We start from the raw sequence: 14,761 nt of genomic DNA on the forward strand, positions 1-14,761 counted from the left end.
GTGCTCCCATGCGCGAGGCAAACACGCTCTCTCCCATGCCCGTGCCCCAGGCCCCTGAACACCCCCCTGCTCGGAAGTCCTCCCTGTCACGCTGGTGGGAGAAAGCCCGCCATGGCCCCGTAGGCAAGCTGGCGCAGACCCTGCTGGCCCTGCTCCCCCTGGCCCTGCTCCTGGCGGCGAGCCGAGCGCTCTGGACGGAGCTCGCTCGGCTGCGCTGGGCGGATGTGGCCCGCGTGCTGGCCTCGCTGCCCCCCTCGCGCGTGGGGCTGGCCGTGCTCGCCACCGCCGCGAGCTACCTGGCGCTCACCCTGTATGACGTGCTGGCGCTGCGCTACGTGGGGCGGAAGCTGCCGTACTCGCGGGTGAGCCGCACCTCCTTCACCGCGTGCGCCCTGGGGCACAGCATCGGCCTGTCGGTGCTGGGCAGCGGCTCGGTGCGCTACCGCCTCTATACGAACGAGGGCCTCACCGCGAGCGAGGTGGCGCGCATCGCCGCCTTCGTCGCGCTGACCTTCTGGACGGGGCTGCTGTTCGCCGGCGGGCTGTGCGTGGCGTGGGCGCCCGAGGGCCTCGCCCTGCTGCGCCTGCCGCCGCTGGCCGCGCGAGCCGTGGGCGGGGGGCTGCTGCTGCTCGCCGCTGGCTACGTGGCGCTCAGCGCTCGCGCGCACCACCACCTGCCGGCGCGAGGGCTCCTGGCGCTGCTGCCTCCGCCCCGGCTCGCGGTGCGGCAGGTGCTGATCTCCAGCGTGGACTGGACGATGGCGGCGCTCGTCCTCTTCCTGCTGCTGCCCGCCGAGGCGGGGCTGTCGCTGCCGCAGCTGGTGGCCCTCTTCGTCGCCGCGCAGGCGCTGGGCGTGGTCAGCCAGGTGCCCGGCGGGCTGGGCGTCTTCGAGTTCGTCATGCTCGCCGCGCTCTCGCCGCGCGTGCCCGTGCCGACGGTGCTGGGGATGCTCGTCGCCTACCGCATCCTCTATTACCTGCTGCCGCTGGCGCTGGCCTCGGCGCTGCTGATCCAGCACGAGGTGACGCACCGGCACGAGGACTTCTCGCGGCTGATCAGCGGAGTGCGCGCCACATTGGGGCCGGCGGTGCCGCTGGTGGCCGCGTCCGCGTGCTTCGTGGCGGGCACGGTGCTCCTCTTCTCGGGGGCCACGCCGGCGGAGCCCGAGCGGCTGAGGCTGCTGGCGCACATCGTCCCCTTGTCGCTGCTGGAGCTGTCCCACCTGCTCGGCAGCCTCACCGGCATCGCGCTGCTGCTGCTGGCGCTGGGGCTCAAGCGCCGGTTGGACGGGGCCTTCATGCTGACGCTGGGGCTGCTGGTGGCCGGTGGCGTGTTCTCCCTGGTGAAGGGCGTGGACTACGAGGAGGCCATGCTGCTCTTCGTCATCGCGCTGGCGCTGGCGCCCTTCCGCTCCCGCTTCTACCGCCACACCTCGCTGCTGGCCGAGCGCCTGAGCCTCATGTGGTTGGTGGCCGTGGTGGCCGTGGTGGGCGCCTCCGTGTGGCTGGGCTTCTTCTCGTACCGGCACGTGGACTACAGCAACGAGCTGTGGTGGCAGTTCACCTGGCAAGGTGACGCCCCGCGCTTCCTGCGCGCCATGGTGGGCACGCTGAGCGTGGCGCTCCTCTTCGGCGTGGCCCTGCTGCTGCGGCCCGCCATCCCGCGCACCCTGGCGCCCACCGGCGTGGAGCTGGCCCTGGCGCGGCCGCTGGTGACGCACGCGCCCGAGTCCTCCGCGCACCTGGCGCTGGTGGGGGACAAGTCGCTGCTCTTCAATGACTCGCGCACCGCCTTCATCATGTACGGCGTGGCCGGGCGCAGCTGGGTGTCCATGGGAGATCCGGTGGGGCCCGCGGACGAGGCCACCGAGCTGGCGTGGCGCTTCCGCGAGCTGGCCGATCGCCACCACGGGTGGACGTGCTTCTACCAGGTGGGGCCCGCGGCGCTGCCGCGCTACCTGGACCTGGGGCTGGCGCTGCTGAAGCTGGGCGAAGAGGCCTCGGTGCCGCTGGGAGGCTTCCGCCTGGACACGCCCGACTACCGGACCCTGCGCCACAACTACCGCCAGATGGAGAAGAAGAAGCTCACCTTCGAGGTGGTGCCCAAGGAGGGCGTGCTCGCGCTGCTGCCCGAGCTGGAGGCCATCTCCGCCGCGTGGATGCGCGAGAAGCACACCCGGGAGAAGGGCTTCTCGCTGGGCTTCTTCTCTCCGCGCTACCTGCGCGAGGGGCCCCTGGCCCTGGTGCGCCAGGAAGGAAGAGTGCTCGGCTTCGCCAACCTGTGGGCGCCGCTGTCCCGCGAGGAGCTGTCCGTGGATCTGATGCGCCACCTGCCCGAGGCGCCCAGCGGAGTGATGGACTACCTGTTCACCTCGCTGATGCTGTGGGGCAGGGAGCAGGGCTATGCGCGCTTCAACCTGGGCATGGCGCCCTTCAGCGGGATGATGTCTCGCAGCCTGGCCCCGCTGTGGCACCGCCTGGGCACCTTCCTGTTCCGCCACGGCGAGCACTTCTACAACTTCCAGGGGCTGCGCCAGTACAAGGAGAAGTTCCACCCGGTGTGGACTCCTCGCTACCTCGCCGCGCCCGGGGGCTTCGCGCTGCCGCGGGTGCTCGCCAATGTCGCCGCGCTCGTCTCGCGCGGCATCACCGGAGTGGTGACACGATGAGATCCACCCTGTTCACGCTGGCCGTCCTCAGCGGGGCGTTCAGCACGCTGGCCCAGGCCGAGCCGCAGCAGGCCGGCTCGGCGCCCCCCGCCGCGGCCCAGCCTGCCGCGAAGCCACCGGCTCCGAGCGAGAAAGGCCCGATGAAGTCGATCACCTTCGATCGCTTCGGCACCGTGGCCCTCACGCACCCTCAAGGGGCCCCGCGGAGCGTGGCGATTGTGCTCTTCACGGGCCCGGCGGCCGACACGACGGCGAAGACGCTGGCGAACGCGGGCGCGCTCGTGCTCATCGTGGACACGGCCCACTACCTGGAGGCCTTCCGCCACGCGGGCAAGTGCGCCTACCCCGCCGGAGACCTGGAAGCGCTCGCCCAGTACACCGAGAAGACGTTGGATTTCCCCGAGTACCTCCACCCCATCCTGGTGGGCTCGGGCCCAGGCTCCGCGATCGCCTACGCCTCGCTGGCCCAGGCGCCCGAGAACACGTTCCTGGGGGCGATGAGCATCGGCTTCCGTCCCGAGGTTGCTCAGCCCATCCCCACCTGCAAGGCCGGTGGGCTCCCCCACTCGCGCTCGGCCAACGGCAAGGCGGAGGTGTTCGGTTCCGTTCCGGCCCTCAACGCTCCCTGGCGGCTGATCCCCGGCCTGAAGGAGAGCAAGGAGGACCTGGAGCGGCAACAGGCCTTCATCCAGAACATGCAGGGCGCGCAGCTCGTGCCGCTCCCCGCGGGCCCTCAGAGCCCCGAGGCACGGCAGGCCCTCATCCAGCAGAGCTATACCGAGCTGGCGACACCCTCCGCTCCGGCCACTCCCGCCCCCGTGGCCTCGGCCCCCGCAGCGGCCTCGGACGCGGGCGTTCCCAGCGCTGACGCCTCCACGCCCTCGCAGCTCGAGTCCGTCACGGATCTGCCGCTCATCGAGGTCCCCGCGCCGACGCCCTCACCGGACAGCTTCGCGCTGCTCATCTCGGGCGATGGAGGCTGGGCCGGCATCGACAGGCAGCTGGCCGCGGCGCTCAACACGCAGGGCCTGTCCGTGGTGGGCTTGGACTCGCTGCGCTACTTCTGGAAGCGGCGCACGCCCGAGGACACGGCGAGGGACGTGGCTCGGGCGGTCACGCACTACCTGGCGGCCTGGCACACGAAGAGCGCGGTGCTCATGGGCTACTCGCGCGGCGCGGATGTGCTCCCGGCCACCGTGGCGCGGCTCCCCCCCGAGCTGCGCCAGCGGGTGAAGCTGGTGGCGCTGGTGGCCCCAGGCCGCATCGCCGAGTTCGAGGTCCACGTCACGGATCTGCTGGGCGGCGGGGGCGGAGACTACGAGATCCTCCCCGAGGCGCAGGCCCTGGGCGGAATGCCCCTGCTGTGCATCTACGGAGACGCGGAGATCGACGAGAGCCTCTGTCCGCTGCTGAAGGACATGAAGGGCGCCAAGTCGCTGATGCTCCCGGGCGGACACCACTTCGGCGGGGACTACAACCGGGTGGCCCGCGCCATCATCGACTCGCTGGGGCCTTGAGTCGGGCCCCGGCCCAGCGACGCACGAGGAGCGCCTCATGGCCCCCTCGTACAAGGGCGGTGTCGCCTCATGGCCACCTGCCCCGGAGGAGGTGTCACGGCGCGACCATCTGCCTTTGAGCCGGGTCACTTCACGGCATCTCCGCCTGGGAAGGTCTATGTTGTCCGTGAAAGGAGCCGCAGGCGGATGAGCGAAGGGGCGCTGTTCGGATCACATTTCACACCCGTGCACTCCCAGTACCGCTACCGGCTCTGGGGCGCGGACCTGGTGGACCTGGGGACGGCCGCGCTGCTGGGCTGGGGCGCCGCGCGCGCGCTGAACTGGGAGCAGCCCCTGGGCCGTGTGCTCGCGTGCATGCTCTGCGCCTGGGTGCTCATCTCGGTGGTGGGCGGAGTGCAGGGGTGGACGCTGGGGCGGCGCCTGTTCGACGTGCGGCTGGTGAACGCTACGGGCCACCCGCCGGGCCTGCCCAGCGCTCTGGCTCGCGCGTTCGCCTCGCTCCCGGATGTGCTGATGGCGCCGCTGCTCCCCGCGCGCCCCCTGGACCGGCTGTTGAGGCTGCATGGCGAGCGGCCTCCCTCCAAGCGCAAGGCCCGAATGTTGGGGCTGGGGGCCCAGCTTCCGTGGGTGGCCGCGCTCGCGGTGGCCGCGTGGTTCATCGCCAGCCCCACGCGCCACGAGTCCTTCGTCTTCCTCGGCGGCAAGCTCACGGGCTGGAAGTGCTGCCATGGCTACAAGCAGCACGTGGGCACGTGGATGTGCCGGCGCTCGCTCACCCAGCTCGCCAGCGCGGTGCGCAGCCAGGATCCACAGGCGCTGGAGCTCCAGAACGAGTGTCCAGAGGTCACCGAGCGCCTCAAGCCGTAGCGCGCCTGGCTAGTGGACGCCCACGTCCGCGCTGCCCTCGGCGCATTCGATGAGCATCCGGCCCTTGGGCAGGCTGGGCGCGTTCATGTCCCGCCTGAACGAGGAGCCGTTGATGGGCGTCTCGCCCTTCGGGAGGCCCTTGAGCTCGCTGCGCATGTTGCCACCCACGGTGGCCCTGCACTTCGACAGGGGAGTGGGCTCCTCGCTGGTGATGACGAAGTTGGGGACGAAGTCCTTGTTCCTCAGCGCCAGACTGGCTCGGAGCGACCGGCTCGCGGACAGTTTCAGTGGGCGAGGCGCCAGAGGCGGAGGCGGCGCGGGAGGTGGCGCGGCTTCGGGCCCCGGAGCCTCGGCCACCGGCTCGGGCACGCTACCGTCCTCGGGCACCACCACGAAGCGCTTGCCCTTGGCGGCCCTGGCCCCTGCGTCCAGCGCCAGCTGCAGCCCCGGCACCCCGGGCTGCTTCTCCAACACCGTCGCCTGACCGAAGAGCTTACGCTTGCCGTTCGACTGCGGCTCGCCCACCACCAGCACCTTCGTCTCCGGCTGGAGCCCTGCCCTGCGTCCGGCCAGCGCGATGGTGATGTCTCCATTGGAGACCACCGGCACGACCTTCTGCGCCACGATCCACTTCTCGGGCTTGCTCGCCGGAGGGTGAGACTTGGGAGCCGCGGGCTCCACGTGAGCCTCCGGTACCTTCGCCACGGCAGGCACGGCCTCGGCCGAGTCCGCCGTGCCCGAGGCGGGGACGACGGAGTCAGGCGCACCCGGCCGGGTATCCATCGCCTGAGCCCCCTCCGGCGGAGGCATTCCCCCCGGAGGCGGTCCGCCCGGAGGCATTCCCCCCGGAGGCGGTCCACCCGCAAATCTCCCATCCGGAGGCGGCCCAGGGAACCGTCCATCGGGAGGCGGTCCTGGGAACCGTCCATCCGGGGGCGGTTCTGGAAAGCGTCCATCCGGCGGCGGTCCCGGGAATCGTCCATCCGGCGGAGGAGGCGGCGGCACCGGAACCCCCGCGTAAGGAGGCGGGGGCGACGGGCGCATGAGGAACGCGGTGGCGACCGCCGTGCCGATCATCAGCATGAGCAGGATGACGCCAGCTCCCACGAGCTTCGACCGGCTGAACCCGGACGAGGGTGCCACGACGCCGGACTGCGCGGGCGCCAGCGGCGAGCTGCCCTGCGCGCCCACGATGGGCCCGGAGTGCGTGCCCTGGCGCGCGAGCGCTCCCCCATGCCCGGGAGCGGATGCGAGCATCCCAGGCAAGGGGGTGGCCATGGGGCGAAGCGTGGCCCCGAGGTTCTCCTCCTGCATCTGGCCGAGCTGCCGGACCGAGGTGGCCTCCAGCCCTACCCGGGGATCCGCGCCCGCCGGCAGCGGGGAGACGCCCACCTGCATCACCCCGGCGGCGGGCGGCGTGGACGGCGCGCGGCGCACGCTGGAGATGCGGGAGATGAGCGTGCGCTGCTGGGAGAAGGCCTCCGGGCAGAGCCCCTTGACGAAGTTGCCCACCTCTTCGGCGCCCAGCGAGCTGCTGGAGCGCAAGAGCTGCTCATTGAGGGCGCGAGCGAACTCGTCCGAGCGGCCGTAGCGCTCCTGGGGGTTGGGCGCCAGCGCGCGGCGCACCACCGCGTCGATGGCGGGATCCACCTCGGGCCGCAGCTCGTGGATCGCCGGCGCGCGGGGGTTGGCCATGGCGGCCATCATCTCGCCCACCGTCCCATGGGCGATGAGCGGCTGGCCCGTGAGCAGCTCCCAGACCATGACGCCGCACGAGTAGATGTCGCTGCGGTGATCCAGCGGCTCGGCGCGGGCCTGCTCGGGGGACATGTACCCCAGCTTCCCCATCACCGTGGACGGCAGGGTGTACTTGCTGCGCGCCGCGGACTTGGCGAGGCCGAAGTCGATGACCTTCACCTCGCCCTCGTAGGACACCATGACGTTATGCGGGGACACGTCCCGGTGGACGATGCCCAACGGCGTGCCATCCGGCCCGGCCTTGCGGTGCGCGTAGCCGAGCCCCTCGGCCACCTTCTGGCCCAGGTAGAGCGCCACCGGCACGGGGATGCTCTTGGCTTGGACGCGCGCCTGCTCGGCCAGGTACGCCACGTCCACGCCGGCCACGTACTCCAGCGCCATGTAGTAGGTGCCGTGGGCCTCGCCCATGTCGTAGACCTGGGCAATGGACGAGTGCACCAGGTGCACCAGCACCTTGGCCTCGTGGTGGAAGCGATCCAGGAACTGCGAGTCCTTCAGCAGCGCCGGGAGGATCGTCTTCACGATGCACGGCTTCTCGAAGCCCGCCGCGCCGGAGATCTTCGCGAGGTACACCTCGCCCATGCCGCCCTGGCCCAGCAGGTGGACCAGCTCGTAGCGCCCGAGGCTGCGCGGCGATTCGTTGAGTTCAGTGGTCATCAGTCATCCGAAGCGCACCACGGAGGCGAAGGTAGGCGCAAGCCGCCCGGGCAATCCCCTCCGATTGGACACTGAACCCGCCGAAAAAGAAAAAGTCTGACGCGCGCTTCAGAGAGCAGGCGGGCAGGCGGCCTCAGGCGCTCGCCCCCCCCAGCAGCTGCGTGCGCAGCTCCGCCGCTGTCACCGGCAAGCCCTCGCCCTTGGGCGTGAAGAAGACACCCACGGGGATGCCCTCCTGGGCCAGCTCCGGCAACAGCTCCTCCACCAGCTCCGGCAGCGGGATGCGGCGCGGCTCGAAGCCCTCCCACAGGCGCGTGGCGCACAGCCGGGCGGAGGTCGCCGTGGGCCACAGCGGCAGCACGTCCCGGCCCTCGTCATCGAAGGCCAGCGCCCAGCCCTCCGCGTACAGCCCCCACACCTCGCCCGCCTCGCGCACCCGCTGGAGGAACCACGCATGGCGCCGGGAAGGAGGCAGCTCCAGGACGGCTTGGAGCCGATCGTCGGACATCTCCTGCGTCATCCTTCCGCCTCCCTCACTGAGCGCACGCTAGCGCCCGGGACTGACGTGCGCCCACCTGCCGGCGAGCGCCAGCGACACTCTCGTCCACTGCGGACTTCACGGCGACAACAGAACGCCTGTGCACCGGCATACCTCCGATACGTCCGCGGTCTCCACACCGTTGTCAGAGCCGGATGCGATGCACTTCCTGTGTGCGGCTGACCCGCGCGACGGAAGTGCCCCTGTGCTCGCTCCCGTCCCGAGGGCCCACATTTGGAGATCGTTCATGAAGACGCGCTGGGGACTCCTCGGGGTGCTGGCACTCGTGGCCTGCGGTGGGGCGGATGAAGACACCCGCTCACAGGCGCTGGAGTGCCCGGGCGTGGTGGCGGGAGCCGAGCCGGGCGTTGAGTCCGCCCAGGCGCTGAGCTCGCGCACGAGCGCGCTCACGGACGGCCGTCAGCGCTTCCTCATCCGCTACCGGGATGCGCAGGGCGTGAGCGCCTCGCGCGTGTCGAGCCTGGGCAGCAACGTGCTCCGGGTGCTGCGCAGCCAGCCGGTGGTCGTCGCGCGGCTGACTCCCGACGAGCGCGCCGAGCTGGCCGCGGATCCGGACGTGGAGTTCATCGAGCCGGACTCGCCCCGGAGCTCGCTCGGCGTGACGGCTCCCGCCAGCCCCTGGGCGGCGCAGCCGGCGGTGCGGCAAGGCAGCCCTCGCGAGTACACGCCGGGCCTGCACATGGTGGGAGCCCCCTGGGTCTGGGACAAGAGCCAGCTGGGCGTGCTGGACGCGGATGCGCCCATTGGCGAGGGCATCCAGGTGTGCCTCATCGACAGCGGCATTGATCTGGATCACCCGGAGCTGAAGGCGGCCCTGGTGGGCGGCAAGGACTTCGTGGATGGGGACGGGCTGCCGTGGGACCGGAGCGTGGAGGGCTGGGGTGAAGGCCACGGCACGCACGTGGCGGGCATCATCGCCGCGCAGCTCGGCTCGGGCGGCGCCAACGTCAGCCCCGACATGGACCGCAACGGCGTGGTGGGCGTGGCCCCGGGCGCCCGGCTGCTGATTGCCCGGGTGATTGGCGTCGAGGGCATCGCCTGGGCCAGCGACATCATCGCGGGGCTCGAGTGGTGCCAGCAGCAGGGGGCGCAGATCGCCTCGCTGTCCCTGGGAGGAGGCACGGGCAGCCGCATCGAGCGCGAGGCGTTCAAGGTCGCGGCTGATCACGGCATGCTCATCGTCGCCGCCGCGGGCAACAGTGGCGGACCGCTGGACTACCCGGCCGCCTATCCCTCGGTGCTGGCGGTGGGAGCGGTGGATCAATCGATGCGCCGCGCGCCGTTCTCCGCGCGCGGGTGGAACCTGTCGCTGATGGCCCCGGGGGTGTCCGTGCTCTCCACCGTCATCCGCGAGCAGGGCACCATCTCCCAGGTGGAGGTGGGAGACATCCACTACGCCTCGCGCCCGCTGTACCTGGCGCCCGCGGGCCAGCAGTCCGGCAAGCTGGTGGACTGTGGCGACGGAGACTCGCTCAGCTCGTGTCCCAAGGCCACCTGTGACGGCTTCGTGGCCTACGTGGACCGCAGCGACCGGGTGCCGCTGCCGACGCAGCTCTCCAACGTGATGAAGCAGGGCGCTCGCGCCATCATCGTCGGGGACCTGGAGCGGGAGGGCGCGCAGGGAGATCTCTCCATTGGCCGGCGGGGGCACTGGATTCCAGGCGTCCTGGTGAGCCACGACGTGGGCCTGGCCATGCGGCGGATGGCGGGCCTCAACGTGCACGTGAAGCTGCACAAGACGGACTACGCGCTGGCCTCGGGCACCTCCATGGCGGCCCCGCACGTCTCGGGGGTGGCGGCCCTCGTCTGGAGCAAGCGGCCCTCGCTCACCGCGGCCCAGGTGAGGGAGCTGCTCGAGAGCACCGCGAAGGATCTGGGCGAGCCGGGCCTGGACTGGGACACCGGCTACGGGCTGGTGCAGGCCTCCGCCGCCATTGAGGCGCTGAAGCGCTGAGGCAGGCAGGTTAGAAGGGGGCATGATCAAGCCAGGCCTCACCCTCGCCACCCTCCTCGCCCTCGCCTCTTCGGGTTGTGCCTCGGGCTCGGGGACGCGGCGCCTGGAGCGGGAAGGCAATGCCAGCCTCACCGGCGTCGTGGTGCCTCCCGCGAGCGCGGTGCGACAAGGGACCACCTCCTGTGCCGGAGTGAGTATTCGTGTGGCCCACGCCAGCGAGCCCGCGCGTTTGCTGGGCAGCGTCATGGTGAAGCCCAGCCGGGAGCGCTGTCTGTATGTAGTCTCCAACCTCCCGAGCGAGGCGGAGCTGCGGCTCGAGGTAAACCCTGGCAGCGACTGGCGCTGTGAGAACGGGCACCCCCTCACACTCAGCCCGAGGCCTGGGACGTTGAAGCTGCACGACTACGAGACGGCCACGCGGGACTACCGCGCCACATGCGGCTAGCTCTCCATACAGGGGCCATGATTCGAGCCTGCTTGCTTGCTCGCCGCATGGCTCCCGTGAGGATGGATTGATTCCGCGGCCCCAAGCACGGCAATGTGCTCCAGCTGACAAGGCTCTCTCACCCGTCCGCTGCCCTTGTCCAAGGAGCACCTGCTGCTATGAACGCGAATCGCCTGAGCGCCCTCCCGGCCTCATTGCTTGTGGTGGGCCTGCTGGCCAGCGCTTGTGGGAATGAGGCCCCGTTCCCCTCGCTCGATGAGATGGACAAGCTGAACCAGCTGCACACCATGCCGCGCCACCCGCCGGCGGACACCACCAACCGGCTCGCGGATAATCCGATGGCGTCCTCGCTGGGCAACCGGCTCTTCCATGATCCGAAGCTGTCGAGCTGCGGCACGGTGTCATGCTCGAGCTGCCATGACGGGGACGGACGCACGGTGGCCAAGGCCAAGGCGGACGGCTGCAATGGCGGAGTGACGGGCCGCAACCCGCCCACCATCCTCAACGTGGACTACCTGCGCTGGTTCATGTGGGACGGGCGCGCGGACCGGCTGTGGAACCAGGCCATCCTGCCGATGACGAGCGAGGTGGAGATGAACTCCAACCCCGCCATCCTCCGCGCGCAGCTCAACGCCACGTACATGGCCGACTACACGGAGCTGTTCAACAAGACGCCGGATGACACGCCGGACCCGGAGGTGCTGGCCAACGTGGGCAAGCTGATGCAGGCCTACGAGCGGACGGTGAAGCGGCTGGACTCGCCCTTCGACGAGGACGTGAAGCGCTTCCTGGCGGCGGTGGATGCGGGCACGGAGGAGCAGGATCCGGCCTACCTGGGGCTGAAGACGTTCTTCCGCAATGGCCAGTGCATCGCCTGCCACCAGGGCGTGACGATGAGCGACGGCCTCTTCCACAACCTGGGCGTGGCGGACTCCAGCGACAGCGCGGCGGGGCAGCAGGCGAAGATCGACTTCATCCTGAACTGGGAATACAACGCGGCGGGCCCCTTCAGCGACAACCGGAACGGGCAGGACGCGGAGCGGCTGGAGGGGGTGCGCTCGACGCTGGGGGAGAAGCGCCCGGCGATGGAGGGGGCCTACAAGACGCCCTCGCTGCGCAACGTCGCGCTGACGGCGCCGTACATGCACACCGGCGAGTTCAAGACGCTGGAGGACGTCGTCGAGTTCTACAACAAGGGTGGCGACGAGGCGGGCACGTTCGCGGGCGTGCGGACCCAGACCATCAAGAAGCTGGACCTCAAGCCGGAGGAGAAGGCGGCGCTGGTGAAGCTGCTCGAGTCGATGACGGGCACGCCCTGATCAGCCGCCTCCCCCGCCGCGGAGGGCCCGGCGCACCTCAAGCGCGAGCGCCGGGTCATCCGCGGAGGAGAAGTGCTCGGGCAGCCGCGCGAGCGCCCGGGTGACGCAGACGCGCCAGGCGGCATGCTCCGGCGCGCTGATGAGGCCGAGCCGGCGCAGGAAGTGCCCCCAGGGCAGCAGGGCCGCGGCGACGGCCGCCTCCGCATGCGGGTGGCGGTAGCGGCTGTCGGAGCCGGAGCGAGCCCACTCCTCGAGCACCCACTCGGCGGGGAGCAGCAGCGCGGCGGGCTCGCGCGAGGGCTCCTGAAGGGCGCGCAGGCCCCGAGGCACCTCGGGCAACATCACCAGGAGCCACGGGTGCAGCAGTTGAGTGCGCCCCAGCGGCCAGTCGTAGCGCAGGAGCAGCTCGCGCTCGAAGGCCATCACCAGCGCCTGCTGCTCGAGCTGGAGCTGCCGCGGGGAGAGCTGGGCCCACTGCTCGGGAGTGCCGCTCCACGTCCCGCTGCCGGAGCGGCTGGCCTGAGCGCGCTCGAGCCAGCCCGGCTCCAAGTCACCCAAAGGCTCGAGCTGCTCGCGCAGCCAGTGCTCGCTGGGGGCGGGCTCTCGCAGCAGCGCCGCGTCCAGGGTGGTGAAGACGGCGCGCTGGGCGAAGTTCTCGATGTCCCAGCCGAAGAGCCGGGGGCTGTCGCGCACGCCCGGCCACGCGGTGGTGAGCCCCGCGAGCGCCGCCTCCACCCGCCCCCGGTAGAGACACCACTCGGCGAGCTTCAGCAGGGGAACGAGGTGCCCCCTCCACGCGGCCAGCCCGAGCAGGGCGCCATGGACGTCCGCGCCGGGGCGCTGCAGGGCACACTCCACGCGCCAGCTGAGCACCGCCGGCTCGGCGCGGTAGGCGTCGGGAGCGTGGGTCTCCCAGGCGGCGAGGACCTCTTCCAGCTCGGCCTGGCGCCCGCTCTCTCGGAGCAGGCCCCGGAGCCCGCGGCCCAGCTCCAGCGCATCCTCCGCGTCGAAGCGAGGATCCGCGGCGACCTCCCGGGCCAGCGCGAGCCGAAGCTCCAGGGGCACGCTCGTGAAGCCCTCGTGAAAGCCGCGAGGCAGTCCGGTAGCGGCTTGCTCCCGCGTAGAGCCCTGGGGCCGCGAGCCGACGCGCCGCCACAGCTCGAGCACCTGTTGGACGAGCCCGGAGGCCGAGGTGCCCCGGAGCCTGGCCCGCCTCACGCCCGCAGCCGCCAGGGCCAGGGCTTCGGCTAGCCCCCCAGCACGCTCGAGGCGCTCCAGGTCCACGCTCACGCCGCACTGGCGCAGGCGGTGGAGGAACTCCTCCGCGGAGGAGTCCGCGAGTTCAGGCTCGCGCCGGGTCTCATCGAGTCGCTCTTGGCCGCTCATGCCCGTGCCGGGGGAAACACTACCCACCCATAGGGTAGTGCTACCCGAACGCCACGTAAAGCGTAGTGCCCGCAAAGGCACCGGGAGCGGCAGGCGCGCACCGCTCCCAGAGCGGCAGCGGCGCGCGAGCTGAGAGCGGCCTCAGCGAACCAGGTGGAAGGCGGTCTGCCGCTGGTACGCCCAGCGCACCTTGCCCTCCGGGCCGATGATGACGTCCTCCTCCTGGGCCGAGCGCACGGGCTGTCCGCCCCACTCCGGCACCGGCGAGGTCGCCTGCAGCTCCACCGAGTACCACATGCTCGGGATGAGGGTGTGGTCGCCATTGCCCGGCACACCCTCCTGCCGGTCCCACAGGCCGATGATGGAGCCGGCGCCGTGCCCGTTGAGCCCCACGGGGTGCGAGTAGACGCTGCCGTTGATGTTCTCCTGCCGCATCCGCCCGAGCACCGTGCGCAGCACCTCGTTGCCCGTGCGGCCCGGCCGTAGCTCCTCCAGCACCAGATCCTGCAACCGGTTGGACTGGGCCAGGGCCTTCTTCAGGCCCTCGGGCACATCCGTCTCTCCCTCACGCAGCACGTAGCCCAGGTGCTGCGTGTCGGTGTTCAACCGCATCGCGGTGACGCCGAAGTCACAGTGCAGCACGTCTCCGCGCTGGATGACCGGGTCCTCTCCGAGCTGCTCCTCCGTGACGCCCTGCCGCTGCACATCCACCTCGGGCGGGAACCACGTGTCCACGCCCAAGTCACTCAGCCGCTGGCGCATCCACCACTCCACGTCCCGGACATGGGTGACGCCGGGGGTGATGACCGCGCTGGAGAACGCCGTGTCGATGATGTTCCACGCGAGCTTCGTCTCGTCCTCGAAGAAGCGGCCCTCGTCCTCGTTGCGCCACGCCAGCAGATCCACCGGCAGGCCCCCGGAGGGCTTGAGGCGCGCGGTCCACTCGGGGCCCAGGGCCTCGGTCATTCCCTCGTACTCGCCATGGGTGAGCCCGTCGCCGAACGCGAAGACGCGCGAGACGTTGATGGCGATGGACTTCGGCTGACGCTCCTCGAGCACCTGCTTGAGCATCTGCCACTGGTCCGGCCCCCACGGCTCGATGGCCCGCTGTCCGGCAACGGTGGCCCCCGGCTGCGTCATACGCCGTTGCTCATACATGCCGCCCTGGGTGCCGCCTCCGAGCGTGAGGCGCACCACGCCCTTGTCCGGGCCCATGTCATGGAACACGAAGATGGTGCGGCGCCGCGCCGAGTACGCCTTGGCGGAGACGAGCGCCTTGAAGACAGGATCCTCGTTGTACTCGCGCATGGGCACCACCCACATCTCCACGCCGTACTGGCGCATCAGCTTGGGCAGCGCCACCTCGAGCCGCTCCTTCAGCCACGCCTGCTGGCGATCGGCCTGGGCGCGGAGCGTGCCGAAGGGGTGCTCCGGCGCGGCGTGCTCGGAGGAGGTGGGAGGCTGCGCGCCAGTCGTGGCGCAGGCAGAGGCCACCCATAGGGACGCGAGGAGGACGGACAAAGGCGTACGCATGGCCGCGCAGCATGTCACGGCCACAAGCGCCGGGCGTGGCCAAGAGAGCAAAGGGCGCCCGAGGAGCCGCCTACCGCCGCTCCCCGAGCGCCCTCGC

Annotated in this window: 10 protein-coding genes; 6 read left to right on the forward strand and 4 right to left on the reverse strand. The window is 71.0% G+C overall.

From position 1 onward, the window contains the following. Nucleotides 1–8: 8 nt before the first annotated feature. From mprF to ACJ8AT_RS09925, 3 genes are all read left to right on the forward strand, one after another. Entirely contained in the window at nt 9–2,669 is a 2,661-nt protein-coding gene (gene mprF, locus ACJ8AT_RS09915; RefSeq protein WP_407737416.1) for a bifunctional lysylphosphatidylglycerol flippase/synthetase MprF, read from the forward strand. Continuing rightward, complete coding sequence (locus ACJ8AT_RS09920; RefSeq protein ID WP_407737417.1) at nt 2,666–4,186, forward strand: virulence factor family protein; 1,521 nt, start codon at nt 2,666–2,668, stop codon at nt 4,184–4,186. Before mprF ends, ACJ8AT_RS09920 begins: the two co-directional genes overlap by 4 nt. 186 nt (nt 4,187–4,372) lie before the next feature. Continuing rightward, entirely contained in the window at nt 4,373–5,053 is a 681-nt protein-coding gene (locus ACJ8AT_RS09925; protein ID WP_407737418.1) for an RDD family protein, read from the forward strand. A 9-nt stretch (nt 5,054–5,062) separates the two neighbouring features. Here ACJ8AT_RS09925 and ACJ8AT_RS09930 read toward each other — a convergent pair whose 3' ends face one another. Beyond that, nucleotides 5,063–7,468 (reverse strand): serine/threonine protein kinase, encoded by a 2,406-nt coding sequence (locus ACJ8AT_RS09930; RefSeq protein ID WP_407737419.1) that lies wholly within the window; start codon nt 7,466–7,468, stop codon nt 5,063–5,065. 133 nt (nt 7,469–7,601) lie between these two features. After that, entirely contained in the window at nt 7,602–7,988 is a 387-nt protein-coding gene (locus ACJ8AT_RS09935) for a DUF2750 domain-containing protein (protein ID WP_407737420.1), read from the reverse strand. Nucleotides 7,989–8,253: 265 nt separating this feature from the next. On the opposite strand from ACJ8AT_RS09935, the gene ACJ8AT_RS09940 reads away from it, so the two are divergent. From ACJ8AT_RS09940 to ACJ8AT_RS09950, 3 genes are all read left to right on the forward strand, one after another. Continuing rightward, on the forward strand, nt 8,254–9,981 hold the full coding sequence (locus tag ACJ8AT_RS09940; protein WP_407737421.1) for a S8 family serine peptidase: 1,728 nt from the start codon (nt 8,254–8,256) through the stop codon (nt 9,979–9,981). Nucleotides 9,982–10,003: 22 nt separating this feature from the next. After that, a complete protein-coding gene (locus ACJ8AT_RS09945) occupies nt 10,004–10,426 on the forward strand; it encodes a hypothetical protein (RefSeq protein ID WP_407737422.1) in 423 nt (140 codons plus the stop codon). 158 nt (nt 10,427–10,584) lie between these two features. Beyond that, nucleotides 10,585–11,745, forward strand: coding sequence for a cytochrome-c peroxidase (locus tag ACJ8AT_RS09950; RefSeq protein WP_407737423.1), 1,161 nt, complete (start codon nt 10,585–10,587; stop codon nt 11,743–11,745). Here the strand turns inward: ACJ8AT_RS09950 and ACJ8AT_RS09955 are convergent, their stop codons facing one another. Both ACJ8AT_RS09955 and ACJ8AT_RS09960 read right to left on the reverse strand, forming a co-directional pair. Beyond that, nucleotides 11,746–13,131 carry a hypothetical protein gene (locus ACJ8AT_RS09955; protein ID WP_407737424.1) on the reverse strand — a complete coding sequence of 462 codons (1,386 nt, stop codon included), beginning with the start codon at nt 13,129–13,131 and terminating at the stop codon, nt 11,746–11,748. Nucleotides 13,132–13,272: 141 nt separating this feature from the next. Beyond that, entirely contained in the window at nt 13,273–14,664 is a 1,392-nt protein-coding gene (locus ACJ8AT_RS09960) for a M24 family metallopeptidase (protein ID WP_407737425.1), read from the reverse strand. Nucleotides 14,665–14,761: the final 97 nt, after the last annotated feature.

Source organism: Hyalangium sp. (assembly GCF_045802625.1).
Lineage (GTDB): Bacteria > Myxococcota > Myxococcia > Myxococcales > Myxococcaceae > Hyalangium.